Origin of the sequence: Pseudomonas sp. UV AK001 (genome assembly GCF_046097675.1) — a bacterium.
Taxonomy (GTDB): domain Bacteria; phylum Pseudomonadota; class Gammaproteobacteria; order Pseudomonadales; family Pseudomonadaceae; genus Aquipseudomonas; species Aquipseudomonas kribbensis.
On sequence record NZ_JBJUVZ010000013.1, the window covers coordinates 40,465 to 65,154 of the forward strand.

Below are 24,690 nucleotides of genomic sequence, written 5' to 3' on the forward strand. Positions count from 1 at the left end.
CCCTGTAGCCCTTGAGGGCCGCCGCCATGGCTGACTCGATTTCGCTGAAGAAACTGGTGACCCGACTGCTGGGCGTGGTGGTGGCGATGTTTGTTTTCGGTTTTGCTTTGGTGCCGATCTACGACGTGATGTGCAAGGCGTTCGGCATCAACGGCAAGACTGCCGGGCAGTACGAGGGCGAGCAGGTTGTGGATAACTCGCGACAGGTGCGGGTGCAGTTCCTGTCGATGAACAACGCCGACATGCCCTGGGAGTTCTATCCCAAGGGTGAGGAACTGGTCGCCCATCCGGGCGGGGTGAACGAGATGATCTTCATCGCCCGCAATCCCACCGACAAGCCGATGAGCGCCCAGGCCGTGCCGAGCATCGCCCCGAGCGAAGCGGCGGCGTATTTCCACAAGACCGAATGCTTTTGTTTTACCCAGCAGGTGCTGCAGCCCGGTCAGCAGATCGAGATGCCGGTGCGTTTCATCGTTGACCGCGACATGCCCAAGGACGTGAAGCACCTGACGCTGTCCTACACGCTGTTCGATATCACCGCCCGACATCCTCCGGTGGCTTCAAACACTGGCGGTTAAGCGTGCCCGATAAGGAGAACAATAAATGGCAACTCATGAGCACTATTACGTCCCGGCCCAGAGCAAGTGGCCGATCATCGCCACCTTCGGCATGGTCATCACCGTTTACGGCCTGGCCACCTGGTTCAACGATCTGAAGGCTGCACGCCCGGAATCCCACGGCCCGTACATCTTTTTCGTCGGCGGGCTGTTGCTGGCGTACATGCTGTTCGGCTGGTTCGGCGCGGTGATCAAGGAAAGCCGCGCGGGGTTGTACAGCCCGCAGCTGGATCGCTCGTTCCGCTGGGGCATGAGCTGGTTCATCTTCTCCGAGGTGATGTTCTTCATCGCCTTCTTCGGCGCGCTGTTCTACGTGCGGCACATTTCCGGCCCGGCGCTGGGCGGCGAAGGCACCAAAGGCATTGCGCACATGCTCTGGCCGAACTTCCAGTTCACCTGGCCGCTGTTGCACACGCCTGACCCGAAACTGTTCCCGCCGCCCAAGGAAGTCATCAGCCCCTGGGGCCTGCCGCTGGTCAACACGATTCTGCTGGTGAGCTCCAGCGTGACCATCACCATCGCCCACCATGCCCTGAAGAAAGGCCATCGCGGGGCGCTGAAAATCTGGCTGGCGATTACCGTGCTGCTGGGTTGCGGCTTCCTCGCCTTGCAGGCCGAGGAGTACATGCACGCCTATCACGAACTGGGCCTGACCCTCGGTTCAGGGATCTACGGCGCGACGTTCTTCATGCTCACCGGGTTCCACGGTGCCCACGTGACCATCGGCACGATCATCCTGTTTGTGATGCTGATGCGCATCATGAAGGGCCACTTCGACAACGAGCACCAGTTCGGCTTCGAAGCCGCGAGCTGGTACTGGCACTTCGTCGATGTGGTGTGGATCGGCTTGTTCATCTTCGTTTACGTGCTCTGAAGGACAGAGCTACCAGGGCGCGTGCGACACCAGTTGGCCGCTGTAAAAACCCCAGGCAATCAAGCCGACGGTGCAAGCGGCCAATGCCACCCGAACACTCAAGGCGATGACCAGGCGATTTGAACTGCTGTCGTCCTTGACCAGGAAAAACAGGCCGCTGAACAGGCTGATCACCGTGGCAATCAGCATCAGGACGATAGCTGCTTTGAGCATGGGAAGACTCCGGGGGTACATGCGATGCAATCAAGTATAGCGGTCGCATTCACTGCTTTTCTGGCGCGGCCATGAAGCGCTTCCGGCCGGGCGTCGTGCCGACGCTGGTGGTCGCCTTGCTGCTGCCGCTGCTGATTTCGCTGGGCTTCTGGCAACTGGGCCGGGGCGCGGAGAAAACCGCCCTGCTCGCCAGCTACGCCGAGCGCCGCGCCGCCGAGCCGATGGCCAGCACCGAGCTGCTGCACAGTGCCGATCCGGCCTTTCGCCGGGTGCATCTGCACGGCCAGTTCGATGCGGCGCACAGCCTGTTGCTGGACAACCGCCAGCGGGACGGCAAGGTCGGCGTCGAATTGCTGCAACCGTTTCAGGATCAGCGCACCGGCCTTTGGCTACTGGTCAATCGCGGCTGGCTGCCGTGGCCGGACCGCCGCGTTACCCCGCAATTCAAGACGCCGGCCGAGGCCGTGAATGTCGACGCCTGGGTGTACGTCGCCCCCGGCACGACCTTCCAGTTGCACGCCGACCCGGTCAGCAGCACCTGGCCGCAAACCGTCACCGCCGTCGAACCGGCCAAATTGTGGAAAACCCTGGAGCGCGACGGCTTCGCCTATGAATTGCGCGCAGAACCCGGTCCCGCCAGCTACCAGGCCGACTGGCCGGTAGTCGCCATGGGCCCGGAAAAACACCTCGGCTACGCCGTGCAGTGGTTCGCCATGGCCACCGCCCTGTTCGGTCTCTACATCTACCTCGGATTGCACAACGCGAAGGAGAAACACCATGGGAGCGGCCATGAATCCACCCAGCATGTCTGAAGCCAAAGTCCCGGCCGGGCGCCGCCGCGGGCGCATTCAACTGCTGTTGATCCTGCTCGGCGTCGTCGGCCCGATGATCCTCGCCACCGGCATGTACAAGTTGCAGTTCTGGGTGCCGGAAGGACGCAGTTATCACGGCGAACTGATCGGCAACGGCCAGAGCCGCGCCGACCTCGGCGTGACGGCCGACGAAGAACGCTGGCAGATGCTGGTGACCGCTCCGAAAGACTGCGCGGTGGATTGCCAGCAACTGGTGTACCTGGCGCGGCAGATCCAGATCGGCCTCGGCCGCGATGCCGGGCGCGCCAGCCATGCCCTCGCCGCCGCGCAACCGTTGAGCGCCGACTACGAAGCCAAACTCACTCGCGAATATCCGCAACTGCAACGCTATCCGCTGGACGCCGCCGCATTCAGCAAGGCCACCGGCGACAAGGCCACGCCGCAGCTGTGGATCATCGATCCCCACGGCAACCTCGTGCTGCGCTACGACCCGAGCGTGAAGGGCAAGGATCTGCTCAACGACCTGCGTCACCTGCTGAAACTGTCGAACATCGGATAAGGGCATCGTCATGGCCAAACCTGGATTTCGCCTCGCGCTGTTTGCCACCCTGCTGGCACTGATCGTGGTGCTGCTCGGCGCCTACACCCGCCTGACTCACGCCGGCCTCGGCTGCCCTGACTGGCCGGGCTGCTACGGCTTCATCAGCGTGCCGAAAAGCGAAGCCCAACTGGCCCATGCCGAACTGCACTACCCCGACTCGCCAGTGGAGGCGCACAAAGGCTGGAACGAGATGATCCACCGCTACTTCGCCGGCACCCTCGGCATGCTGATTTCGATTCTGGCCGGGCGTGCGTGGGTCAATCGGCGGCATCCGGGGCAACCGCTGAAACTGCCGCTGTTTCTGCTGGCGGTGGTGTTCGCCCAGGCGGCGTTCGGCATGTGGACGGTGACGCTCAAGCTCTGGCCGCAAGTGGTGACCGGGCATTTGCTCGGTGGCTTCGCGACCTTGAGCCTGCTGTTTCTGCTGACGCTGAGGCTGTCCGGCGTGCTGCCGGCGCTGACCGTGCCCAAGCGTCTGCAATATTGGGCCACCGCCGGACTGCTGCTGGTGATCGGCCAGATCGCGCTGGGTGGCTGGGTCAGTTCCAACTATGCGGCGGTGGCCTGCATCGACTTCCCGACCTGCCACGGCCAATGGCTGCCGCCGGCGGATTTCGCCAACGGTTTTCACCTGACCCAGCACATCGGCCCCAATTACCTCGGCGGGCAACTCGACAGCGATGCACGCACGGCGATTCACCTGACCCACCGCATCGGCGCCCTGCTGGTGACGATTGTCCTGCTCGGTCTGGCGTGGCAACTGAAAGTGGTGGGCATGACGCGACTGGCCGGGCTGGTGCTGGTTGCGCTCGGCGCGCAGATCACCCTCGGTATCAGCAATGTGCTGTTTCATCTGCCGCTGCCGGTGGCCGTGGCGCACAACGCCGGCGGCGCGGCGCTGCTGCTGACCATGGTGCTGGTCAACTATCACGCGCGGACCAGTCTGGTCCGGGTCAAGCAGCCGATGCTCGCGCGCTGGCGCCTGAGCCCGCGTAAACCCTCGGCGGCGCCCATCACCCTAAAAGGAGAGACGCCATGGCGATTCTGATCGGCGAACGTCCCGCACAGGCGTTGTGGCGTGATTACCTGGAGCTGACCAAACCGAAAGTCGTGGTGCTGATGCTCATCACCTCGCTGGTCGGCATGTTCCTCGCGACCCGCGCCGGGGTGCCATGGACGGTGCTGGTGTTCGGCAATCTGGGAATTGCGTTGTGTGCCGGTGGCGCGGCGGCGGTCAATCACGTGGTGGACCGGCGCATCGATGCGGTCATGGCCCGCACCCACAAACGGCCGCTGGCCGAGGGCCGGGTTTCGCCCACGGCGGCACTGACCTTTGCACTGGTGCTGGCGCTACTTGGTCAGGCCTTGCTGCTGACCTTCACCAATCCGCTGACCGCTTGGCTGACTTTGGCCTCGTTGCTCGGCTACGCGGTGATCTACACCGGGTTCCTCAAGCGCGCGACGCCGCAGAACATCGTCATCGGCGGCCTCGCCGGTGCCGCACCGCCGTTGCTCGGCTGGACCGCCGCCACCGGCCATATCGGCGCTGAACCACTGCTGCTGGTGCTGATCATCTTCGCCTGGACCCCGCCGCACTTCTGGGCGCTGGCGATCCACCGCAAGGAGGAATACGCCAAGGCCGACATCCCGATGCTGCCGGTCACCCACGGCGAGCACTACACCAAGGTGCACATTTTGCTGTACACCTTCGCCCTGCTGGCGGTCAGCCTGCTGCCGTACGTGATCCACATGAGCGGCGCGCTGTACCTGATCTGCGCCCTCGGCCTGGGCGCGAGGTTTCTGCAATGGGCCGTGGTGCTGTACCGTGGCACTCGGCCGCACGCGGCGATCAACACCTTCAAGTACTCTATCTGGTACCTGTTTCTGCTGTTCATCGCCCTGCTCGTAGACCACTACTTACTGTTGAACCTATGACTCGAACCCAGAAAACCGTCTTCATCCTCGTGGCCGTGATCGCGCTGATCCTCGGCCTGACCGTCAACAAAGTGCTGAGCGGCAAGGGCCAGGGCGACCCGACCGCGCTGATCGACGCCGGCATCATCCTGCTGCCGCAGAGCCGCAACCTGCCGGACGTGACGATGACCAATCAGGACGGCCAACCGGTCACGGTCAACGAGCTCAAGGGCAAGTGGAGCCTGCTGTTCTTCGGCTACACCTTCTGCCCGGACATCTGCCCGACCACCCTCGCCCAGCTACGCCAGATCAAGAGCGAACTGCCGAAGGATGCGGTGGATAAACTGCAGATCGTGCTGGTCAGCGTCGACCCCAACCGCGACAACCCTGCGCAGTTGAAGCAGTACCTGGGTTACTTCGATCCGCAATTCATCGGCCTGACGCCGAAGTCGATCGATGAGCTGCAGAAGGTGGCGAACGCGGTGAGCATCCCGTTCATTCCGGCGGATACCAGCAAACCGAATTACACGGTGGATCACAGCGGGAATCTGGCGGTGATCGGGCCTGATGGTACGCAGCGTGGGTTCATTCGGGCGCCGTTGAACAATGCCAAGCTGGTGGCGCAGTTGCCGGTGATGTTGAACCGCAAGTAAAAACCCGGACCAAAAAAAACCGCAGCCTGAGCTGCGGTTTTTTTATGCTTGTAAGCCGGGATCAGAACGCTGGCAACACCGCGCCTTTGTACTTCTCGGTAATGAATTTCTTCACTTCCGGGCTGTGCAGGGCAGCGGCCAGTTTCTTCATGGCGTCGCTGTCCTTGTTGTCCGCGCGGGACACCAGGATGTTCACGTACGGCGAGTCGTTGCCTTCGATGACCAGCGCGTCCTTGGACGGATCCAGCTTGGCTTCCAGCGCGTAGTTGGTGTTGATCAGCGCCAGGTCGACCTGGGTCAGCACGCGCGGGATGGTCGCGGCTTCCAGTTCACGGATCTTCAGGTCTTTCGGGTTCTCGGCGATGTCCTTGACGGTGGACAGGATGTTTTTCGAATCCTTCAGCTTGATCACGCCCGCCTTGTCCAGCAGCAACAGCGCACGGCCGCCGTTGGTGGCGTCGTTCGGGATCACCACGTTGGCGCCGCCTGGCAGGTCTTCGATTTTCTTGATCTTGCTCGAGTAGGCGCCCAGCGGCTCCAGGTGCACACCGGTCACAGCCACCAGGCTGGTGCCCTTGGCCTTGTTGAACTCATCGAGGTACGGCTGGTGCTGGAAGAAGTTGGCGTCCAGACGCTTCTCGGCCACCTGCACGTTCGGCTGGATGTAATCGGTGAAGACCTTGACCTTCAGATCCACGCCTTCCTTGGCCAGTGCCGGCTTCACGAATTCGAGGATTTCCGCGTGCGGCACCGGAGTGGCAGCAACGGTCAGGGTTTCAGCGTGAGCCGAAAAAGCGGCTACGGCAGCGAAAGCAGCGATCAGTTTTTTCATTCAGCTAACTCCTTTTGAGGTGCCCGTGTGGCACCTGCCAGCGAATGGCCGGCTCATTTTTTGATTACCAAACCGGGTTATTTGCGCGAGAAATGCACGACCAGCCGGTCGCCGACCATTTGCAGCACTTGCACCAGAATCAGCAGCAACACCACGGTGACGATCATCACGTCGGTCTGGAAACGCTGGTAACCGAAACGGATCGCCAGGTCACCCAGACCACCGGCGCCGACCACACCGGCCATCGCCGTGTAGGAAACCAGTGTAATCGCCGTCACCGTAATCGCTGCGAAAATGCCCGGACGAGCCTCCGGCAGCAAGGCATTCATGATGATCTGGCGAGTGGTCGCGCCCATCGACTGGGTCGCTTCGATGATGCCGCGATCGACTTCACGCAGGGCGGTTTCCACCAGACGCGCGAAGAACGGCGTCGCACCTACCACCAGCGGCGGAATCGCACCGGCCACGCCCAGCGAGGTGCCGGTGATCAGCACAGTGAACGGGATCATCACGATCAACAGAATGATGAACGGCAACGAACGCAGGATGTTCACCACTAGCGATAGCAGCGCATATACGCCTTTGGCTTCGAGCAACTGGCGGGGGCTGCAGAGGAACAGCAGCACGCCCAGCGGCAGGCCGAGCAACACGGTGAACAGCAGCGAACCGCCGAGCATCATCATGGTGTCGCCGGTGGCCAGCCAGATTTCGTACCAGTCGATATTGGTGAAGAAACTCATCAGGTCTGCCATTAGCGCAACACCTCCATGTGAACGTCAGCGGCGGTGAAGCGGGCGAACGCCGCTTCCATGTCGCCACCGGTGACGGCGAGGGTCAATTGCCCGTAAGGAATGTCTTTGATGCGGTCGATACGACCGGCCAGGATGCTGTAGTCCACGCCGGTTTCCCGAGCGACGGTACCCAGCAGCGGCGCGTAGGTCGCTTCGCCCTGGAAGGTCAGACGCACGATGCGGCCCGGCACGTGAGCGAAGTCATCGCGCTGCTCGCTTTCGTCGATCTGCTCGTCTTCCTGCACGAAACGCTTGGTGGTCGGGTGCCTCGGATGCAGGAACACCTCGGCCACCGAACCTTGTTCGACGATCACGCCGGCGTCCATCACCGCCACCTGATCGCAGACACGGCGGATCACGTCCATCTCGTGGGTGATCAGCACGATGGTCAGTTTCAGCTCGCGGTTGATTTCGGCCAGCAGTTGCAGGACCGACGCGGTGGTCTGCGGATCGAGGGCGCTGGTGGCTTCGTCGCACAGCAGGATTTTCGGCTTGGTCGCCAGGGCGCGGGCGATGCCGACGCGCTGCTTCTGGCCACCGGACAACTGCGCCGGGTACTTCTTCGCGTGATCGGACAGACCGACCCGCGCCAGCAATTCGGCCACACGCTGGTCGATCTCGGCGCGGGACAGTTCACCGGCCAGGGTCAGCGGCAGCGCGACGTTGTCGGCCACGGTCTTGGATGCCAGCAGGTTGAAGTGCTGGAAGATCATCCCGACCTGCTGACGGAAACGGCGCAGGCCGTTGGCGTCCAGCGCGGTGACTTCTTCGCCGTCGACGATGATCTTGCCGCCACTGGAATCTTCCAGGCGATTGATCAGACGCAGCAGGGTACTTTTTCCCGCGCCGGAATGGCCAATCAGGCCGAACACCTGACCGTTCTCGATGGAGAGACTGGTCGGATGCAGCGCGGTGATGTCCTTACCGGCGACGCGGTAAGTCTTATGGACGTTTTGAAACTCGATCACGTAGCGAACCTTGTGGGGCGCGTTGGAAAAGGATCAGCGGTTAGCCGGGCGCGCATTTTAGCCTGTCCGTATAGAGGTTCTTAGCATTTATTTCGCAATTAACCTTCGATTTGGCAATAACAGGATCAAAGGTCATAAAAAAGGAACGCCCAAAACCCTCGTCAGTCACTAGGTAAGCGACTTGAAAACCCTGGGTGCCGTGCCCGGGAACCACTCAAGCGTCCCGGCGCAACGCCGGGGCAGACAGGAGTTCACGACTGATGAGTACGAAAAAACCTGCCACAGACAAAAGCCAGATGGCCGGCACCGACACCCCGGATCGCGCCAATACCAACGCCAAACTCGACAGCCTGGAAAAATTCCGTTCCGACGCCACCGGCCAGGCTCTGCGCACCAATCAGGGCGTGAAGGTCGCGGACAACCAGAACACCTTGAAGGCCGGACCGCGCGGGCCGTCGCTGCTGGAAGACTTCATCATGCGTGAGAAAATCACGCACTTTGACCATGAGCGGATTCCCGAGCGCATCGTCCATGCCCGCGGTACCGGCGCCCATGGTTTCTTTCAAAGCTACGAGAATCATTCGGCGTTGACCAAGGCCGGTTTCCTGCGGGATCCGGGGAAGAAAACGCCTGTGTTCGTACGCTTTTCCACGGTGCAAGGACCACGGGGCTCCGGCGATACCGTGCGCGACGTGCGCGGTTTTGCCGTGAAATTTTTCACCGACGAAGGCAACTTCGACCTGGTCGGCAACAACATGCCGGTGTTCTTCATCCAGGACGCGATCAAGTTTCCCGACTTCGTCCACGCGGTAAAACCCGAACCGCACAATGAAATGCCTACCGGCGGCTCGGCTCACGACACCTTCTGGGACTTCGTGTCGCTGGTGCCGGAATCGGCGCACATGGTCATCTGGGCCATGTCCGACCGGGCCATCCCGAAAAGCCTGCGCAGCATGCAGGGTTTCGGCGTGCACACCTTCCGGCTGATCAACGCCGAGGGCAAATCGCGCTTCGTCAAATTCCACTGGCGCCCCACCGCCGGCACCTGTTCGCTGGTGTGGGACGAAGCGCAGAAGCTGGCCGGTAAGGACACTGACTACCATCGGCGCGATCTCTGGGAGGCCATCGAGACCGGGGACTACCCGGAATGGGAACTGGGCGTACAGGTCATCGAGGAGAAAAACGAGCACGACTTCGATTTCGACATCCTCGACCCGACCAAGCTGATTCCCGAGGAAATAGTCCCGATCACGCCGCTGGGCAAGATGACCCTCAACCGCAACCCGGATAACTTCTTCGCCGAAACCGAGCAGGTCGCGTTCTGCCCCGGCCATATCGTGCCTGGCATCGACTTCTCCAATGACCCGCTGCTGCAAGGTCGGCTGTTTTCCTACACCGACACGCAGATCAGCCGACTCGGCGGGCCGAACTTTCATGAGCTGCCGATCAATCGTCCGGTGGCGCCCTTCCACAACGGCCAGCGCGATGCCCAGCACCGTACGGTGATCGACAAGGGCCGTGCGTCCTACGAGCCGAACTCGATTGATGGCGGCTGGCCGAAAGAAACCACGCCGGCAGCGCAGGACGGCGGGTTCGAGAGCTATGCGGAGCGCATCGACGCCAACAAGATCCGCCAGCGCAGCGAGTCGTTCAGCGATCACTTTTCCCAGGCGCGACTGTTCTTCAAGAGCATGAGCAAGCACGAGCAGGAACACATCATTTCGGCCTACAGCTTCGAACTGGGCAAGGTTGAACGGGAGCACATTCGGGCCCGGGAAGTGAACGAGATTCTGGCCAACATCGATCTGGAACTGGCCAAGCGCGTGGCGCACAACCTTGGATTGCCGGCGCCGGCCAAGGGCACGGTCGAGGTGCGCAAGATATCTCTCGACCACTCACCGTCACTGAGTCAGGCCAACCTGTTGCCGGAGAATATCAAGACGCGAAAAGTGGCGATTTTGGCAGCCAACGGCGTCGATGGTGCCGCAATTGATGCAATGAAGAAGGCTCTGGCGGCAGAAGGCGCGCACGCCAAACTGCTCGGCCCGACTTCGGCACCGGTGAAGACGGCCGATGGCAAAAGCCTGGCGGTGGATGCGTCGATGGAAGGTTTGCCTTCTGTGGTGTTCGACGCGGTGTTCGTGCCGGGTGGCGCGGCGTCGGTCAAGGCGTTGAGCGGAGACGGCGTGGCGTTGCATTACCTGCTGGAGGCGTACAAGCACCTGAAGGCGATTGCCCTGCAAGGCGAGGCCAAACAGTTGCTGGATGTGCTGAAGCTGGAAGCGGATGCCGGATTGATCGAAGGCAAAGATGTGAAAGCGCTGACCAAGCCGTTCTTTGCGGCGATCGGGCAGCATCGGGTCTGGGATCGGGAGGCGAAGGCCAAGGCAATTCCGGCCTGAAGAAAACCGCAGCCTGCGAAAAGCAGGCTGCGGTTGAATCAAGGTTTGCGCGGGCTCAGAACCATCTGCGCCGGAACCGTGCGCAGAATCTGCTTCTCGATCTGCAGATCGAAATCCGGATCGAGCTTCTTCACGCGCTTGGTGATCAGCGTCGCCAGCCAAGGGTAATCATTGGTGCGCGGCGCCTGAATGCTCACCGCACAGTCGTAATTCACCACATCGGCGGCGATCGCGTCGAGTTGACGGCGAAGTTTGCGACTATCGTTGATATTCAGTGCAACCGTGGTGCTCTCGGCGGTCGGATCGATCACCTTGGCTTTCGGCTTGGCTTCGGCGGCCAGGAGCGCTGCTTCGGCTTTTTCCAGCTCGGCCTTGCGCGCTTCGGTGATGGCGCCGTTGACGCCACCGGTCAGCGCCGGGGCCTTGGGCATCAGCGCACGGGCACGGGCCAGAGCGGTTGCGGCAGCATTCACATCGCCCTTCTGCAGGACGATCTGGCTGCGGCGCAGATAGGCTTCGGCCAACTGGCGCTGGTATTGCTCAAGGGACTGATCGTTGGGCGTTTCGGCCTGCAAGGCAGCCAACTGGTCCTCGGCAGTGGCCAGTTCGCTGCTGGCCAGGCTTTGCTCCAGCTGTGCGATGGCCGTGGCCCGCGCATCGGGGGCTTCGGCCACCGGCGGCGTGCTTTGGCAGGCGCCCAGCAGCACTGAAAATGCGACAAGGAGCAGATAACGGGAGGCGAACGGCTTCATTCCTGCGACTCTCTATTTGCGCAAAAAACGAGCAAGTCTACACCCCTCGACGGGGCAGAACAAAACTCAGCAGAAACAGTGCGGCCGCCGTCACAACGATTGACGGGCCGGCCGGGGTGTCCTTGAACCAGGACAGCGCCAGCCCGCCACACACGGCGAGCATGCCCAGCAGGCTCGCGCCCAGTGCCATCTGCTCCGGCGAACGGGCGTGACGTTGTGCCGCAGCCGCCGGGATGATCAACAGCGACGTAATCAGCAACACACCGACGATTTTCATCGCCACCGCGATCACCACCGCGATCAGCAGCATCAGCGCCATGCGCAAACCGGCCACCGGCAGGCCTTCGACCCTGGCCAGTTCTTCGTGCACGGTGATCGCCAGCAGCGGTCGCCAGAGCGTCACCAGCAACACCAGCACCGCCGCGCTGCCGCCGAGGATCCACGCCAGATCGGTCGGGCTGATCGCCAGCAGGTCGCCGAACAGATAGGCCATCAGGTCGATCCGCACTTCATGCATGAAGCTTAGTACCACCAGCCCGAGAGAGAGTGTGCTCGGCGCAAGAATGCCCAGCAACGTGTCGGACGCCAGCGGCTGACGCTGTTGCAGGGTCACCAGCAGTACCGCCAGCAGCAGGCAGCCCACGGTGACCGCAACCGTCGGGCTGACATCCAGCAGAAAGCCCAGCGCCACGCCGAGCAGTGCGGCGTGGGACAGGGTGTCGCCGAAATAGGCCATGCGCCGCCAGACCACGAACGAGCCCAACGGCCCCGCGACCACCGCCAGCGCCAGACCTGCAAGCAGGGCGTAGAACAGAAAATCAGCCATGCTTGCAGCTATCTCCGTGAACATGAGGTTGGCCTGTTACAGGCCCCTTGACCACCGAACCGTGCAGGTCGTGGGCGTGGTCGTGATGGTGGTGATAGACCGCGAGGCTCGGCGCGTGGTTGCCGAACAGCTCGACGAAAGCCGGATCGCCACTGACCTGCTCGGGATGCCCGGAGCAGCAGACATGACGGTTTAGGCATACCACCTGATCTGTAGTGCTCATCACCAGATGCAGGTCGTGGGAAACCATCAGCACGCCGCAACCGTGACGGTCGCGCAGGCGGGTGATCAGGCTGTACAGCTCGGCTTGCCCGGCCACATCGACGCCCTGCACCGGCTCGTCGAGCACCAGCAGTTCCGGCTCGCGCAACAGCGCCCGGGCCAGCAGCACGCGCTGCATTTCGCCGCCGGAAACACTTTGCACCGGGCTGTCGATGACATGCTCGGCGCCGACTTCCTTGAGTGCCGCCAGCGCACGCGGACGATCGACGCCCGGCACCAGCCGCAGGAAGCGCAGGACTGACAGCGGCAGGGTCGGATCGACGTGAAGCTTTTGCGGCATGTAACCGACGCGCAGTTTCGGCTTGCGCCAGACACTGCCGCTGTCGGGTTTCAGCAAGCCAAGGACGGCGCGTACCAGCGTGGTCTTGCCGGCGCCGTTGGGGCCGATCAGGGTGACGATCTGCCCCGGCTCGACGCTCAAGTGAATGTTGTCCAGCACGTTCTGCCCGGCAAACCGGACAGCCACCTGCTCCAGACGGATCAACGCATCGCTCATCAAGCCCCCCGGCAACCGGAGCAGAGGCCGACCACTTCGACGGTCTGGGCCTCGACGATGAAGCCGACGTCCTTGGCGCTGTGGACGATCGCATCGCTGATGGTTTTTTGCTCAAGCTCGATGGCCGCGTGGCATTCGCGGCAGATCAGGAACTGGCCCTGGTGCGAGTGTTTCGGGTGAACGCAGCCGACAAAGGCGTTCAGCGAGGAGATGCGGTGCACCAGGCCGTTTTCCAGCAGGAAATCCAGCGCCCGGTACACGGTCGGTGGCGCGGCGCGACGGCCGTCCTGCTCGCTGAGCACGGCGAGGATGTCGTAGGCACCCAGCGGCTTGTGGCTCTGCCAGACCAGTTCCAGCACCCGCCGACGCAATGCGGTCAGGCGCAGGCCTTTCTGTGCACACAAGGCATCGGCCTCGGACAGGGCGCTGTGGACGCAATGGGAGTGGTCGTGGGGACGGCTGGCAATCGGGGTAATAGGCATGAGCGGCGACGAGTTTGGTTAGAGACGTTATTATGTTACCCGTTCTCGCCTCCTTGAGTGGTCATCGTGTTCCGACTTTTTTCTGTTTTTGTGGCCTTTGTCGCCAGTTTTCTGCTGATCGGTTCGGCTCAGGCCGAAGTCAGAGTCCTCACCAGCATCAAGCCGCTGCAATTGATTGCCGCTGCGGTGCAGGACGGCGTGGCGATTCCGGAAGTGTTGCTGCCGCCGGGGGCTTCGCCGCATAACTACGCGCTGCGCCCTTCCGACGTGCGCAAGGTGCAATCGGTGGACCTGCTGTACTGGATCGGCCCGGACATGGAAGGTTTCCTGCCTCGCGTGCTGAATGGTCGTACGCTGCCGAGCGTCGCCGTGCAGGACTTGCCGGGCATGAAGCTGCGCCGCTTCGCCGAAGACAGCCACTCCCACGCCGAAGATGCCGACGAGCATGATCACGATCACCGCCCAGGCACCCTCGACGCGCATTTGTGGCTATCGCCGGTGAACGCGCGGGTGATTGCCGACAAAATGGCCGCCGACCTGAGCGCTGCCGACCCGGCCAATGCCGAGCGCTACCAGAGCAACGCCAAGGCGTTCGATGAGCGTCTGGATGCACTGGATCAACGCTTGAAGAAACGTCTGGCCAGTGTTGAAGGCAAACCCTACTTCGTCTTCCATGAAGCCTTCGACTACTTCGAAGATGCCTACGGCTTGAAACATACCGGTGTGTTCAGCGTGGCGGCGGAAGTGCAGCCGGGCGCCCAGCATGTGGCGGCGATGCGCGCGCGGTTGCAGGAAGTCGGCAAAACCTGCGTGTTCAGTGAGCCGCCGTTGCGTCCACGTCTGGCGGAAACCCTGGTGGCAGGCTTGCCGGTGAAGCTGGCGGAGCTGGATGCGTTGGGCGGCTACACGCCGGCGACGGCTCAAGGTTATGAGCAGGTGCTGGAGAAGCTGGGGAATGATCTGGCGGGTTGCCTGGAATCGCTCTGATACAAAAAACCGCAGCCTGCACAGGCTGCGGTCTTTTTCTTTTACAGGGCAAATGGCAGCGGTGTGTTGACCTGCTGACGCTGCGCCAGCCGCTGCTCGAACTCTTTCGGATCGTGAATCAGCACGTCCTGCCCGGCGAACGATTCTGCCGCGATCAACCGCGACAGCCAGAACCGCACGCACGCCACTCGCAGCATGGTCGGCCACAACTCTGCCTCGGCGGCCGTGAACGGGCGCAGTGCCGCGTAGGCACCCAGGAAGGCCCGCGCACGTGGGCCGTCGATCAGGCCGTCTTCGTCTGAACACCAGTCGTTCAAGGCAATCGCCACGTCGTAGAGCATCGGCCCGGAGCAGGCGTTGTAGAAGTCGATCAGCCCGGTCAGGTGCGTGCCTTCGAACATCGCATTGTCGCGGAACAGGTCGGCGTGGATATTCGCCCGCGGCAGCGCGAGAATTTTTTCTTTCTGCTGGGTGATTTCGTCCAGCGCCTTTTGCAGCAGCGCACGCGGCTCGTCGCTCAGGTGCGAGAGAAACTCGGTCCCCTCCTCCAGCATCCAGTCCAGGCCACGATCGGTCTTGCGCTTGATCATGCTGTCGCCCTGGGTTGCCAGGTGCAGGTGCGCCTGCAAGTCACCGACCTGCGCGCAATGCTGGGCGTTGGCCTGCTTGATGTGCTTGCCGGCCAGGCGCGGCTGCAACAGCGCCGGTTTGCCTTTCAGCTCGCGCAGGGCGACGCCGTCGGTGGTGCGCAGTGCGTAGGGCACCGGCAGGTCGGCTTCGTGGAGGACGTCGAGCAGGTCGATGAAGAACGGCATTTCCTGCACCGGACCGCGCTCGACCAGGGTCAGGACGAACTCGCCCTTTTCCATGCTGATGAAGAAGTTGGTGTTTTCGCTGCCGGCGGCGATCCCCTGGAAATCGAGCAGACGGCCGAGCCCGTAAGGGGCGAGAAAGGTTTCCAGCTCGGGCCGAGCCAGGGGGGTGAACACAGACATGGTTAAAAACTGCTCAGTTCTGGCGCCGCCATCGAGCCGGCGCCGGTTGAAATTAAGAAACTACTTCCACTCGAAAATCTTCCACGACGGGATCAGCATATCCGGCTGGTCCGAGCGGATGAAGTTTGCATCAGTACCGTCCGCACGCACCAGAAAATAGGGCGGGAAACCCTTCTTGGTCACCTTGATCGCGTACAGGAAACCGTTCTGCCGGTACTCCTGGATGGTTCTGTCACCCTCGGTGCGGATGGTGACTTCCGGCTCCGCTGACGGCGCATCATCCGCCGCGATCGCAGGCAACGGTGAGACAGCAATCAAACTGACCAGCAGCAAGCGATTTAACGTACGCATGATAACCTTGTCCCTTTGTCGTCAACGGTCCCGCTATTCTAGCGCCGGACCCGCCGAAAAGGTTGATCCTGCTCATGAGCCAAGCCCCCCTCGTCCTGGTGGACGGTTCGTCTTACCTGTACCGCGCCTTTCATGCGCTGCCACCGCTGACCACGTCCAAAGGCCTGCCGACCGGAGCGGTCAAGGGCGTGCTGAACATGCTCAAGAGCCTGCGCAAGCAGTATCCGGACAGCCCGTTCGCCGTGGTGTTCGACGCCAAGGGCGGGACATTTCGCGATGAGATGTACGCCGAATACAAGGCCAACCGCCCGAGCATGCCCGACGACATGCGCCTGCAGATCGAGCCGCTGCACCAGAGCGTGAAAGCCCTCGGCTTCCCGCTGCTGTGCGTCGAAGGCGTCGAGGCCGATGACGTGATCGGCACCCTGGCCCGCAGCAGCGCGGCCGCCAACCGCCCGGTGATCATCTCCACCGGCGACAAGGACATGGCACAGCTGGTCGACGGCCACATTACCTTGGTCAACACCATGTCCGGTAGCTCGATGGACGTGGAGGGCGTGAAGGAGAAATTCGGCGTCGCTCCGGAGCAGATCATCGATTATCTGGCCCTGATGGGCGATTCTTCCGACAACATCCCCGGTGTTCCCGGCATCGGGCCGAAAACCGCGTCCGGCCTGCTGGTGGGCGTCAACGGCGGCTTGACCGAGCTGTATGCGCAGCTCGACATTGTGCCGACCCTGCCGATTCGTGGTGCCAAGACCCTGCCGGCCAAGCTCGAAGAGCACAAGGAGATGGCATTCCTCTCCTATCAACTGGCGACCATCAAGGTCGACGTGCCGCTGGATATCGGCCTCGACGACCTGCAAATGGGCCCGGAAGATCCGGCCAAGCTGCTTGAGCTTTACACCCTGCTGGAGTTCAAGAGCTGGATCAACGATCTGGAGCGCGATGCCAAGCGTCTGGAGCTGAGCAGCGCCACCGCGCCTGAGCCGGCCGTCGACCTGTTCAGCGCACCTGCGGAAGAAGCGCCCACCGCTCCGACTGAAGCTGCGTACGAAACCATCCTCGATCAGGCCCGTTTCGATGTCTGGCTGGAAAAACTGAAGAACGCCAAGCTGTTCGCCTTCGACACCGAAACCACCGGCGTCGACGCGCAACAGGCGCAATTGGTCGGTCTGTCCTTCGCGGTGCAGGCCAACGAAGCGGCCTACATCCCGCTGACCCACTCCTACATCGGCGTGCCGGAGCAACTGGATCGCGACAGCGTGTTGCGCGCGCTGAAACCAATCCTGGAAGACCCGAACAAGCTCAAGGTCGGCCAGCACGCCAAATTCGACATGAATATCCTGGCCAACTGCGCCATCGGTGGCGACCAGAACGAAGGCATCACTGTGCGCGGGATTGCCTTCGACACGATGCTTGAGTCCTACGTGCTCAACTCCACCGCCACCCGTCACGACATGGACAGCCTGGCGCAGAAGTACCTGGATCACACCACCGTGAGCTTCCAGGACATCGCCGGCAAAGGCGCCAAGCAACTGACCTTCGACCAGATCGCGCTGGAACAGGCCGGGCCGTACGCCGCCGAAGATGCCGACGTGACCCTGCGCCTGCACCAGACGCTGTTCGAAAAACTCAGCGCCATCCCGAGCCTGGCCAGCGTACTGACCGACATCGAAATCCCGCTGGTGCCGGTGCTGGCCCGCATCGAGCGCCAGGGTGCATTCGTCGATGCCGCGCTACTTGGCGTTCAGAGCATCGAGCTGGGCGACAAGATGGTCGCGCTGGAGCGTGAAGCGTTCGAGATCGCCGGTGAAGAATTCAACCTCGGCTCGCCGAAGCAACTGGGTGTGATCCTCTACGAAAAACTTGGCCTGCCGGTGCTGAAGAAGACCGCCAAGGGCCAGCCGTCCACTGCCGAAGAGGTGCTGGCAAAACTGGCCGAAGACGATCACCGACTGCCGAAAGTGCTGATGGAACACCGTTCCATGAGCAAGCTGAAAAGCACCTACACCGATCGCCTGCCGGAGCAGATCAACCCGCGTACCGGGCGCATCCACACCTCGTACCATCAGGCCGTCGCGTCGACCGGGCGCCTGTCGTCGAGCGATCCGAACCTGCAGAACATTCCGGTGCGCACCGCTGAAGGCCGGCGCATCCGTCAGGCGTTCGTCGCGCCGAAAGGCTACAAACTGCTGGCAGCGGACTACTCGCAGATCGAACTGCGGATCATGGCCCACCTGTCCCGCGACGAAGGCCTGATGAACGCCTTCCGCAACAACCTGGACGTACACACCGCCACAGCGGCGGAAGTGTTCAAGGTCGAGCTGAACGAAGTGACGTCCGATCAGCGCCGTGGCGCCAAGGCGATCAACTTCGGTCTGATCTACGGCATGGGCGCGCAGAAGCTGGGCAAGGACATCGGCGTCGATACCAAGACCGCCAAGGCCTACATCGACACCTACTTCGCGCGCTACCCGGGCGTTCGCGAATACATGGATCGCACCCGCGCCCAGGCAGCGGATCAGGGTTACGTGGAAACCATCTTCGGCCGCCGTCTGTATCTGCCGGACATCAACTCCAACAAACCACAGGAGCGCGCCGCCGCCGAACGCACGGCGATCAACGCGCCGATGCAGGGCACCGCAGCGGACATCATCAAGAAAGCCATGGTGGCGGTGGACAACTGGCTGAGCACCTCGGGGCTGGACGCCAAAGTTATCCTGCAGGTACACGATGAACTGGTGCTGGAAGTTCGCGAGGATCTGGTGGATCAGGTTCGCGACGAAATTCGCGTGCACATGAGCGAAGCGGCGAAGCTGGATGTGCCATTGCTGGTGGAAGTCGGGGTTGGCAACAACTGGGACGAGGCGCACTGAGGCCTCTGGAACAGGGTTTTGCCGCGACATGACGTCGCGGCAAAGGCATCGGAAGGGGCTTAGTTCTGATTGCTCTTGAGCTTATTCCAAAGTTTTTTGAAAAGAATCTGAACTAATCTTGCGACAGGCCACTCAGAGATACTGAATGGCTGGTGAAGCCCTTCGATGCTCCTATGTTGTGTTAAGTGTTGGCAGATATCTGAACCCCGCCCTAGCGGTTCGGAACTTGAACCCCGGAACTTCTCCCTCCCCATATGAAGTCCGGGGCTTTTTTTTGCCTGCGATTTACTCAACAGGCAGCTCTGCGCCCTTATCCGCCAGTTCCATCCAGCCCGCCAGCTTGGTGTAGGCCTCTTCCAGGCCCATGCGTTTTGGCGCGGAGAACAGCTGGATCGTCACCAGATCGCCCCACCCCTTGCGGATTTCCGACTGCACCTTGAGCAGCGTGTTCTTGGCTGCGCCGTAGGTCAGCTTGTCCGCTTTGGTCAGCAGAATGTGCATCGGCATGCCGGCCGCAACGGCCCAGTCGAGCATCAGCAGGTCGAAGTCGGTCATTGGATGACGGATGTCCATCATCAGAATCAGGCCCTTCAAACTCTCGCGGCCACCGAGGTAAGCCTCGAGGTGACGCTGCCAGTGTTGCTTGAGCGGGATCGGGACTTTTGCATAACCGTAGCCCGGCAGGTCGACCAGACGCCGTTCATCGTCTAGCTTGAAGAAGTTCAACAGCTGTGTGCGACCCGGGGTTTTCGAGGTGCGCGCCAGGCTGGCGTGAGTCAGGGTGTTCAGCGCGCTGGATTTACCGGCGTTGGAACGACCGGCGAACGCCACTTCGAAGCCTTCGTCGTCGGGGCACTGATCGACTTTGGCGGCACTGAGCATGAACGTGGACTGTTGGCACAGGCCGAGGATGGGATTCTTGAGTTGCATGGGATTTCCGATGTGGGCGGCGCCGGGATTGGGCGCGGAACGCGGTGTCGCTTCCGTTTCAGTGACGCCAGTATATAATGCCGCAGATTTTGTGTGTGCTTTGTCCCAGCGAAGGATGAAGTTCACGAGAGCGACAGACTTTGATTGCGCAACAGAACGCAGATCGCTCTCAACCCTGAAAAGGTCGTTTTATGACGAAATGGCTGCTGGCTGCCGGAGTTCTGATGCCGCTTTACAGCGCACAGGCTACACAGGATCCGGAAGCCGTGTACAACCGTGTTTGTGGTGCCTGTCATTCCGGCCAACTACCCATGGCGCCCAGAAGAGGCGATCAGGAAGCTTGGACGCCGAGGTTGGCGAAAGGTATGGAGACGCTGGTGCAACACGTAACCCAGGGTTTCAAGGCGATGCCGCCGCGTGGTTTGTGCATGGACTGCAGTGCCGAGGATTACCAGGCCATCATCCTCTGGATGAGCGGAAGTAAACCCGGTCCATAACTCTTAACCCTTAGCCGTAGTTGGATTAGCTGATGAACAAACTGATCGTGAGTCTGCTGTTGACCGTGGGAATCTCAGGTTTCGCCCATGCTGCAGGCGATGCCGCCGCAGGCCAGGCGAAGGCAGCCGTATGCGGGGCCTGCCATGGCCCGGATGGCAACAGCATGGCGCCAAACTTTCCAAAACTGGCCGGCCAGGGTGAACGCTACCTGACCAAGCAACTGCATGACATCAAGTCGGGCAAGCGCACCGTTCTGGAAATGACCGGCCTGCTGACCAACCTGAGCGATCAGGACCTTTCCGACATCGCCGCCTATTTCGCCAGCCAGAAAGGTAGCGTCGGCGCCGCCGATCCGAAGATCGTCGCTCGCGGTGAAGCCCTGTTCCGTGGCGGCAACCTGGAAAAAGGCCTGCCAGCCTGCACCGGTTGCCACTCGCCGAACGGCGCGGGCAATGCCGCCGCCGGCTTCCCGCACCTGGGTGGCCAACACGCTCAATACATCGCTAAACAGCTGACCGATTTCCGCAAGGAAGAAGCCGGTCGCAGCAACGACGGCGATGCCATGACCATGCGCACCATCGCTCGCAAGCTGAGCGACGAGGACATTGCGGCGGTCTCCAGCTACATTCAAGGCCTGCACTAAGGCCAAGCCTGCGATGGTGATTCGAGCGTTGCGCGCGAAGGGCAACGCCTGCCACGTTAACGCTCGATTAATCCGTTGCATGAAGTATAAAAAGGGTGGCTTTGGCCGCCCTTTTTTGTGGCCGCTGCCGTTACACTACAGAACTCATGCCCGCCAGGATCTGTCTGAAAACAGCCCGCGCGAGGCGAACAAAATTGTCCAGGAGTAAAGCATGCGTAATCTGATCATCAGCGCCGCTCTCGTCGCTGCCAGTCTGTTCGGCGTAACCGCCCAGGCTGCCGAAGCACCTGCTGCCCCGTACGTCGAGCTGAGCAATCCGGTTCCGGTTGCCGTGCCTGGCAAGATCGAAGTGGTGGAACTGTTCTGGTACGGCTGCCCGCACTGCTACGCCTTCGAACCCGTGATCAATCCTTGGGTTGAAAAACTGCCTTCCGACGTCAACTTCGTGCGCATTCCTGCCATGTTCGGCGGCCCTTGGGACGCACACGGTCAGATGTTCCTGACCCTGGAAGCCATGGGCGTCGAGCACAGCGTTCACGCTGCCGTGTTCAACGCGATCCAGAAAGAACACAAGAAGCTGACCGACAAGAACGACATGGCCGACTTCCTCGCCACCCAGGGCGTGGACAAGGACAAGTTCCTGGCCACCTTTGACTCCTTCGCCATCAAGGGCCAGATCGTCAAGGCTCGCGAACTGGCCAAGAAATATGAAATCTCCGGCGTTCCAACCATGATCGTCAACGGCAAATACCGCTTTGACATCGGCTCTGCCGGTGGTGCCGAAGAGGCTCTGAAACTGGCTGACCAACTGGTCGCCAAAGAGCGAGCGGCCAACAAGGCGGCCGCCAACTAAGCGCGGCAATCGCCATGCGCCGCTGGGGAACCGAACGACTCGTCGGCCTGCATGATCCGCAGGTCAACGAGCATCACCTGGAATCCACGGGCTTGCCCGCAGACAGCCGTTTGCGCTTGCTCAGCTTCAATATCCAGGTCGGCATCAGCACCGAGCGTTATCGGCACTACCTGACCCGCAGCTGGCAGCATCTGCTGCCGCACCCCGGCCGCTCCGGCAATCTGCAGAAGATCGGCAATCTGCTCGGCGACTTCGACCTGGTCGCCCTGCAGGAGGCCGATGGCGGCAGCCTGCGTTCGGGCTACGTCAATCAGGTCGAACACCTGGCCCATCTCGGCGCCTTCCCCTACTGGTATCAACAACTCAATCGCAACCTTGGCCGACTGGCCCAGCACAGCAACGGCGTACTCAGTCGTCTGCGCCCGTGGGCGATCGAGGATCATCCGCTGCCGGGGCCGAAAGGTCGCGGGGCGATCCTGGTGCGCTTCGGCGAAGGTCCCGAGGCGCTGGTGGTGGTGATGATGCACCTGGCGCTCGGCGCCCGGGTACGCACCATGCAACTGGCTTATATTCGCGAGCTGATCGGCGGCTACAAGCATCAGGTGCTGATGGGCGACATGAACACCCACGCCAGCGACCTGCTGCAACACTCGCCCCTACGCGACCTAGGCCTGCTGGCCCCGCAACTCGAAGCGACATTCCCCAGCTGGCGCCCGCAGCGCTGCCTGGACCATATTCTGCTCAGCCCGACCCTGACCCTGGAAAAGGTCGAAGTGCTGGCCCAACCGATTTCCGATCACCTGCCCGTCGCGGTAGAGATTCGTCTGCCGGGTTCGCTCACGGCCGATGCATTGCCCGCGTTGAGTCCTGCCCCTCGCGGAACGCCTGAATGAGCGACGAAGCCCAGCGCTGGAAAGAGAAATACCTCAAAAGCATCGAACAACAGGAAAAGCTTGAACGTCGATGGGACGCCCGGCTCGACCTGCTGCGTCGCGGCCTGGTGCGTAGCACCCTGGCGGCGGAAGGCACCGATCGTGTGGTCGATCAATGCATGAAGGAAATGCGCGATGTGGTGCGCACCGACGACATGGATGCCGGCCTCGCCGCCCTGTTGCCGCGCCTTGAAAAAGCCGTGCTCGACTCCGAGCAGCGCCGTGAAACCCGGATCGAGCAGGTCAGCACCGCGCTGAACTCGCTGGTGGCTCAGCTGCAATCGCTGCCCCTGCCCCGAGATGTCGCGCAGCCACTGAAGAAATTCGCCAAGCAGCTCGACGGGCGAGTCAGTCAGGCCCGGGAAATGCCGTTATTGCTGAGCGAACTCAGCGGTTTGCAGGGCAAGGCGTTGAGTCAATTGGAGACGCCGGCAGAACCGGGACGTCCTGGGTTGTTGCAGCGCCTGTTTGGCAGCCGCGACAGCGAGGAAACGCCTGCACCTGTGGCTCAGCCTGCCGTGATCACTCCGGCCGCTCAGCCAGAGCAACCGCCCGCCGCGCCTGAAAGCGCGCCAATGCCAGAAGCGCCTGCCGCGATCGCCGAACCGGCAGCCATTGCCGCCGTCAGTGAAGCACCGGTCGCCGCACCTCTGGTCGCGCCACTTCAAGGTTCAGCACCAACAGCAATATCAACACCCGAGCCTGTTGCAGAGCCGGAAGTGGTCGCCTTCGAGCCTGCCCGGATCATCAAAGAAGTCGTTACGACTCCCGACGAACCGGAACCCACCGGGCCAGAACCCGAGCCGCAAGCCTTCACGCCGCCTCCGGTCTTTGCGCCATCGACACCGATCGCCATCAACCCTGACGAACTGATCCACCCCGGCGACAACCCGCCCCCGGTCTTCCTCGACAGCCTGCCCCTGCCCGAGCCCATCGCGCAGGCCCTGGCGGCCATCGATCCGGAGCAATCCGAGCACGACATTCTTTACGCCCTGCCGGATTCGCCCGAACCCTCCTACAGCTCGGTGGCCAAACACATCGAAGACACCCTGATTGGCCTGCTGGACGACCTGACCCTGCCGGAGCGCCACCGCCCCCAAGCCGAAGCCATGCGCGACCGGCTGAAAAATGGCCTGAACTGGTACGAACTGTTACCGATCCTCGACGATCTGGCGACCTTGATGCTGGCCATCACCGACAGCGGTCAGCACGAGTTCGAAGCCTATCTGCAGCAGCTCAACGAACGTCTCGAAGCGTTCCAGAGCAATCTGCAGGCCGCCAGCGAAGGTCACGCCGACAACAGCTCGGCGGCGCGAGCGATGGACACGCAGATCCGTGAACAGGTCGATGGTCTGCAGACCAGCGTGCAGGAGGCGGCGGACCTGGACGACCTCAAGCAGGTTCTGGAAAACCATCTGGAAGGTCTGCTCGGCACGATGGACCAGCACCAGAAACAACGTGACGCCCGGGAACAGGAAGTCGCCGGACGCCTCAAAAGCCTGGCCGAACGCGTTGCGCACATGGAGCAGGAAGCGCTGGGCTACCGCGAGCACCTCGAAGAGCAGCGCCAGAAAGCCCTGATCGATCCGCTCACCGGCCTGCCTAACCGCGCCGCCTGGAGCGAGCGGCTCGACCACGAAATCGCCCAATGGCAGCAGCATGGCAATACTCTGAGCCTGGCCATGCTCGACCTCGATCACTTCAAGCGGATCAACGACAACTACGGGCACCTTGCCGGCGACAAAGTGTTGAAGATCATCGCCACGGTGCTGCGCAAGCGCCTGCGCGGCAGTGATTTCATTGCCCGGTTCGGCGGCGAGGAGTTCGTCCTGCTGCTACCGGCCACTCCGCCGGCCGTCGGCGCCAAACTGCTGGAAACCCTGCGCGCGTCCATCGAGGCCTGCCCGTTCCACTTCAAGGGTGAGCGAGTCACGATCACCATTTCCATGGGGCTGGCGGCGTTCAGGCCGGGAGAACACAGCGATCTGGTGCTCAAAAGAGCCGATCAGGCGTTGTACCGGGCCAAAAACGCAGGTCGCAACCGGGTGGAGCTGGGCTGAAGGCAATTGTTCCATTTCATTTAAATCAGCCCTTTTGCCGTTCGCAC

General features: G+C 61.9%; 26 protein-coding genes. 15 read left to right on the forward strand and 11 right to left on the reverse strand.

Annotation, left to right across the window (positions count from 1 at the left end; genetic code table 11):
* Window positions 1–26 precede the first annotated feature (26 nt).
* Complete coding sequence (locus tag ACKLNA_RS27040; protein WP_408987657.1) at window positions 27–578, forward strand: cytochrome c oxidase assembly protein; 552 nt, start codon at window positions 27–29, stop codon at window positions 576–578.
* Window positions 579–603: 25 nt separating this feature from the next.
* A complete protein-coding gene (locus ACKLNA_RS27045; RefSeq protein ID WP_085713030.1) occupies window positions 604–1,491 on the forward strand; it encodes a cytochrome c oxidase subunit 3 in 888 nt (295 codons plus the stop codon).
* Window positions 1,492–1,500: 9 nt separating this feature from the next.
* Here the strand turns inward: ACKLNA_RS27045 and ACKLNA_RS27050 are convergent, their stop codons facing one another.
* Entirely contained in the window at window positions 1,501–1,704 is a 204-nt protein-coding gene (locus ACKLNA_RS27050) for a twin transmembrane helix small protein (protein ID WP_065260656.1), read from the reverse strand.
* Window positions 1,705–1,775: 71 nt separating this feature from the next.
* Between ACKLNA_RS27050 and ACKLNA_RS27055 the strand changes: the two genes are divergently transcribed.
* The 5 genes from ACKLNA_RS27055 to ACKLNA_RS27075 are packed head-to-tail and all read left to right on the forward strand — an operon-like array spanning window position 1,776 to window position 5,684.
* Window positions 1,776–2,516 carry an SURF1 family protein gene (locus ACKLNA_RS27055; RefSeq protein WP_408987658.1) on the forward strand — a complete coding sequence of 247 codons (741 nt, stop codon included), beginning with the start codon at window positions 1,776–1,778 and terminating at the stop codon, window positions 2,514–2,516.
* Entirely contained in the window at window positions 2,482–3,075 is a 594-nt protein-coding gene (locus tag ACKLNA_RS27060) for a hypothetical protein (protein WP_408987659.1), read from the forward strand. Before ACKLNA_RS27055 ends, ACKLNA_RS27060 begins: the two co-directional genes overlap by 35 nt.
* 10 nt (window positions 3,076–3,085) lie before the next feature.
* A complete protein-coding gene (locus tag ACKLNA_RS27065; protein WP_085713032.1) occupies window positions 3,086–4,165 on the forward strand; it encodes a heme A synthase in 1,080 nt (359 codons plus the stop codon).
* Window positions 4,153–5,052: a heme o synthase gene (gene cyoE / locus ACKLNA_RS27070; protein WP_192552650.1), complete on the forward strand. Its 900-nt coding sequence runs from the start codon at window positions 4,153–4,155 to the stop codon at window positions 5,050–5,052. Before ACKLNA_RS27065 ends, cyoE begins: the two co-directional genes overlap by 13 nt.
* Window positions 5,049–5,684 (forward strand): SCO family protein, encoded by a 636-nt coding sequence (locus ACKLNA_RS27075; RefSeq protein ID WP_007953994.1) that lies wholly within the window; start codon window positions 5,049–5,051, stop codon window positions 5,682–5,684. Before cyoE ends, ACKLNA_RS27075 begins: the two co-directional genes overlap by 4 nt.
* A 61-nt stretch (window positions 5,685–5,745) precedes the next feature.
* Here the strand turns inward: ACKLNA_RS27075 and ACKLNA_RS27080 are convergent, their stop codons facing one another.
* The 3 genes from ACKLNA_RS27080 to ACKLNA_RS27090 form a co-directional block, all read right to left on the reverse strand.
* Complete coding sequence (locus tag ACKLNA_RS27080) at window positions 5,746–6,516, reverse strand: MetQ/NlpA family ABC transporter substrate-binding protein (RefSeq protein WP_408987660.1); 771 nt, start codon at window positions 6,514–6,516, stop codon at window positions 5,746–5,748.
* 77 nt (window positions 6,517–6,593) lie between these two features.
* A complete protein-coding gene (locus ACKLNA_RS27085; RefSeq protein ID WP_065260662.1) occupies window positions 6,594–7,268 on the reverse strand; it encodes a methionine ABC transporter permease in 675 nt (224 codons plus the stop codon).
* Window positions 7,268–8,275, reverse strand: a complete 1,008-nt coding sequence (locus ACKLNA_RS27090) for a methionine ABC transporter ATP-binding protein (protein ID WP_408987661.1) — start codon at window positions 8,273–8,275, stop codon at window positions 7,268–7,270. The genes ACKLNA_RS27085 and ACKLNA_RS27090 overlap by 1 nt, the downstream gene beginning before the upstream one ends.
* 194 nt (window positions 8,276–8,469) lie before the next feature.
* On the opposite strand from ACKLNA_RS27090, the gene katE reads away from it, so the two are divergent.
* The gene (katE, locus tag ACKLNA_RS27095) at window positions 8,470–10,677 is read left to right on the forward strand and encodes a catalase HPII (RefSeq protein ID WP_408987662.1); all 2,208 of its coding nucleotides are present in this window, start codon (window positions 8,470–8,472) and stop codon (window positions 10,675–10,677) included.
* 38 nt (window positions 10,678–10,715) lie between these two features.
* Here the strand turns inward: katE and ACKLNA_RS27100 are convergent, their stop codons facing one another.
* Genes ACKLNA_RS27100 through zur form a run of 4 tightly spaced genes read right to left on the reverse strand, consistent with a single transcriptional unit; the run spans window position 10,716 to window position 13,515 of the window.
* Complete coding sequence (locus tag ACKLNA_RS27100) at window positions 10,716–11,429, reverse strand: PA5502 family lipoprotein (protein WP_114880890.1); 714 nt, start codon at window positions 11,427–11,429, stop codon at window positions 10,716–10,718.
* A 37-nt stretch (window positions 11,430–11,466) separates the two neighbouring features.
* Window positions 11,467–12,255 carry a zinc ABC transporter permease subunit ZnuB gene (gene znuB / locus ACKLNA_RS27105; RefSeq protein ID WP_065260666.1) on the reverse strand — a complete coding sequence of 263 codons (789 nt, stop codon included), beginning with the start codon at window positions 12,253–12,255 and terminating at the stop codon, window positions 11,467–11,469.
* A complete protein-coding gene (gene znuC / locus ACKLNA_RS27110) occupies window positions 12,248–13,033 on the reverse strand; it encodes a zinc ABC transporter ATP-binding protein ZnuC (RefSeq protein ID WP_408987663.1) in 786 nt (261 codons plus the stop codon). Before znuC ends, znuB begins: the two co-directional genes overlap by 8 nt.
* On the reverse strand, window positions 13,033–13,515 hold the full coding sequence (gene zur, locus ACKLNA_RS27115; RefSeq protein WP_011331783.1) for a zinc uptake transcriptional repressor Zur: 483 nt from the start codon (window positions 13,513–13,515) through the stop codon (window positions 13,033–13,035). The genes znuC and zur overlap by 1 nt, the downstream gene beginning before the upstream one ends.
* 66 nt (window positions 13,516–13,581) lie before the next feature.
* On the opposite strand from zur, the gene ACKLNA_RS27120 reads away from it, so the two are divergent.
* Window positions 13,582–14,502, forward strand: coding sequence for a zinc ABC transporter substrate-binding protein (locus ACKLNA_RS27120; RefSeq protein ID WP_408987664.1), 921 nt, complete (start codon window positions 13,582–13,584; stop codon window positions 14,500–14,502).
* 41 nt (window positions 14,503–14,543) lie between these two features.
* Here the strand turns inward: ACKLNA_RS27120 and ACKLNA_RS27125 are convergent, their stop codons facing one another.
* Window positions 14,544–15,497, reverse strand: a complete 954-nt coding sequence (locus ACKLNA_RS27125; RefSeq protein ID WP_408987665.1) for a homoserine kinase — start codon at window positions 15,495–15,497, stop codon at window positions 14,544–14,546.
* A 60-nt stretch (window positions 15,498–15,557) separates the two neighbouring features.
* Window positions 15,558–15,848 carry a DUF2782 domain-containing protein gene (locus ACKLNA_RS27130; protein ID WP_085713041.1) on the reverse strand — a complete coding sequence of 97 codons (291 nt, stop codon included), beginning with the start codon at window positions 15,846–15,848 and terminating at the stop codon, window positions 15,558–15,560.
* A gap of 74 nt (window positions 15,849–15,922) precedes the next feature.
* Between ACKLNA_RS27130 and polA the strand changes: the two genes are divergently transcribed.
* Window positions 15,923–18,727: a DNA polymerase I gene (gene polA / locus ACKLNA_RS27135; RefSeq protein WP_408987666.1), complete on the forward strand. Its 2,805-nt coding sequence runs from the start codon at window positions 15,923–15,925 to the stop codon at window positions 18,725–18,727.
* Between the two features lie 285 nt (window positions 18,728–19,012).
* Here polA and yihA read toward each other — a convergent pair whose 3' ends face one another.
* Entirely contained in the window at window positions 19,013–19,657 is a 645-nt protein-coding gene (gene yihA / locus ACKLNA_RS27140; RefSeq protein WP_408987667.1) for a ribosome biogenesis GTP-binding protein YihA/YsxC, read from the reverse strand.
* A 191-nt stretch (window positions 19,658–19,848) separates the two neighbouring features.
* On the opposite strand from yihA, the gene ACKLNA_RS27145 reads away from it, so the two are divergent.
* The 5 genes from ACKLNA_RS27145 (at window position 19,849) to ACKLNA_RS27165 (ending at window position 24,643) form a co-directional block, all read left to right on the forward strand.
* The gene (locus ACKLNA_RS27145) at window positions 19,849–20,154 is read left to right on the forward strand and encodes a cytochrome c5 family protein (RefSeq protein WP_085713044.1); all 306 of its coding nucleotides are present in this window, start codon (window positions 19,849–19,851) and stop codon (window positions 20,152–20,154) included.
* Between the two features lie 32 nt (window positions 20,155–20,186).
* Window positions 20,187–20,798, forward strand: coding sequence for a cytochrome c (locus ACKLNA_RS27150; protein WP_169428253.1), 612 nt, complete (start codon window positions 20,187–20,189; stop codon window positions 20,796–20,798).
* Window positions 20,799–21,009: 211 nt separating this feature from the next.
* Window positions 21,010–21,651: a thiol:disulfide interchange protein DsbA/DsbL gene (locus ACKLNA_RS27155; RefSeq protein ID WP_085713046.1), complete on the forward strand. Its 642-nt coding sequence runs from the start codon at window positions 21,010–21,012 to the stop codon at window positions 21,649–21,651.
* 14 nt (window positions 21,652–21,665) lie between these two features.
* Window positions 21,666–22,544, forward strand: coding sequence for an endonuclease/exonuclease/phosphatase family protein (locus ACKLNA_RS27160; RefSeq protein WP_085713047.1), 879 nt, complete (start codon window positions 21,666–21,668; stop codon window positions 22,542–22,544).
* On the forward strand, window positions 22,541–24,643 hold the full coding sequence (locus tag ACKLNA_RS27165) for a diguanylate cyclase (protein ID WP_408987668.1): 2,103 nt from the start codon (window positions 22,541–22,543) through the stop codon (window positions 24,641–24,643). The genes ACKLNA_RS27160 and ACKLNA_RS27165 overlap by 4 nt, the downstream gene beginning before the upstream one ends.
* Window positions 24,644–24,690: the final 47 nt, after the last annotated feature.

Bases quoted from the DNA above. Each gene is read 5' to 3' on its own strand.
- ACKLNA_RS27040 (WP_408987657.1), top strand. From the start codon at position 27: ATGGCTGACTCGATTTCGCTGAAGAAACTGGTGACCCGACTGCTGGGC.
- ACKLNA_RS27045 (WP_085713030.1), top strand. From the start codon at position 604: ATGGCAACTCATGAGCACTATTACGTCCCGGCCCAGAGCAAGTGGCCG.
- ACKLNA_RS27050 (WP_065260656.1), bottom strand. From the start codon at position 1,704: ATGCTCAAAGCAGCTATCGTCCTGATGCTGATTGCCACGGTGATCAGC.
- ACKLNA_RS27055 (WP_408987658.1), top strand. From the start codon at position 1,776: ATGAAGCGCTTCCGGCCGGGCGTCGTGCCGACGCTGGTGGTCGCCTTG.
- ACKLNA_RS27060 (WP_408987659.1), top strand. From the start codon at position 2,482: ATGGGAGCGGCCATGAATCCACCCAGCATGTCTGAAGCCAAAGTCCCG.
- ACKLNA_RS27065 (WP_085713032.1), top strand. From the start codon at position 3,086: ATGGCCAAACCTGGATTTCGCCTCGCGCTGTTTGCCACCCTGCTGGCA.
- cyoE (WP_192552650.1), top strand. From the start codon at position 4,153: ATGGCGATTCTGATCGGCGAACGTCCCGCACAGGCGTTGTGGCGTGAT.
- ACKLNA_RS27075 (WP_007953994.1), top strand. From the start codon at position 5,049: ATGACTCGAACCCAGAAAACCGTCTTCATCCTCGTGGCCGTGATCGCG.
- ACKLNA_RS27080 (WP_408987660.1), bottom strand. From the start codon at position 6,516: ATGAAAAAACTGATCGCTGCTTTCGCTGCCGTAGCCGCTTTTTCGGCT.
- ACKLNA_RS27085 (WP_065260662.1), bottom strand. From the start codon at position 7,268: ATGGCAGACCTGATGAGTTTCTTCACCAATATCGACTGGTACGAAATC.
- ACKLNA_RS27100 (WP_114880890.1), bottom strand. From the start codon at position 11,429: ATGAAGCCGTTCGCCTCCCGTTATCTGCTCCTTGTCGCATTTTCAGTG.
- znuB (WP_065260666.1), bottom strand. From the start codon at position 12,255: ATGGCTGATTTTCTGTTCTACGCCCTGCTTGCAGGTCTGGCGCTGGCG.
- znuC (WP_408987663.1), bottom strand. From the start codon at position 13,033: ATGAGCGATGCGTTGATCCGTCTGGAGCAGGTGGCTGTCCGGTTTGCC.
- zur (WP_011331783.1), bottom strand. From the start codon at position 13,515: ATGCCTATTACCCCGATTGCCAGCCGTCCCCACGACCACTCCCATTGC.
- ACKLNA_RS27125 (WP_408987665.1), bottom strand. From the start codon at position 15,497: ATGTCTGTGTTCACCCCCCTGGCTCGGCCCGAGCTGGAAACCTTTCTC.
- ACKLNA_RS27130 (WP_085713041.1), bottom strand. From the start codon at position 15,848: ATGCGTACGTTAAATCGCTTGCTGCTGGTCAGTTTGATTGCTGTCTCA.
- polA (WP_408987666.1), top strand. From the start codon at position 15,923: ATGAGCCAAGCCCCCCTCGTCCTGGTGGACGGTTCGTCTTACCTGTAC.
- yihA (WP_408987667.1), bottom strand. From the start codon at position 19,657: ATGCAACTCAAGAATCCCATCCTCGGCCTGTGCCAACAGTCCACGTTC.
- ACKLNA_RS27145 (WP_085713044.1), top strand. From the start codon at position 19,849: ATGACGAAATGGCTGCTGGCTGCCGGAGTTCTGATGCCGCTTTACAGC.
- ACKLNA_RS27150 (WP_169428253.1), top strand. From the start codon at position 20,187: ATGAACAAACTGATCGTGAGTCTGCTGTTGACCGTGGGAATCTCAGGT.
- ACKLNA_RS27155 (WP_085713046.1), top strand. From the start codon at position 21,010: ATGCGTAATCTGATCATCAGCGCCGCTCTCGTCGCTGCCAGTCTGTTC.
- ACKLNA_RS27160 (WP_085713047.1), top strand. From the start codon at position 21,666: ATGCGCCGCTGGGGAACCGAACGACTCGTCGGCCTGCATGATCCGCAG.
- ACKLNA_RS27165 (WP_408987668.1), top strand. From the start codon at position 22,541: ATGAGCGACGAAGCCCAGCGCTGGAAAGAGAAATACCTCAAAAGCATC.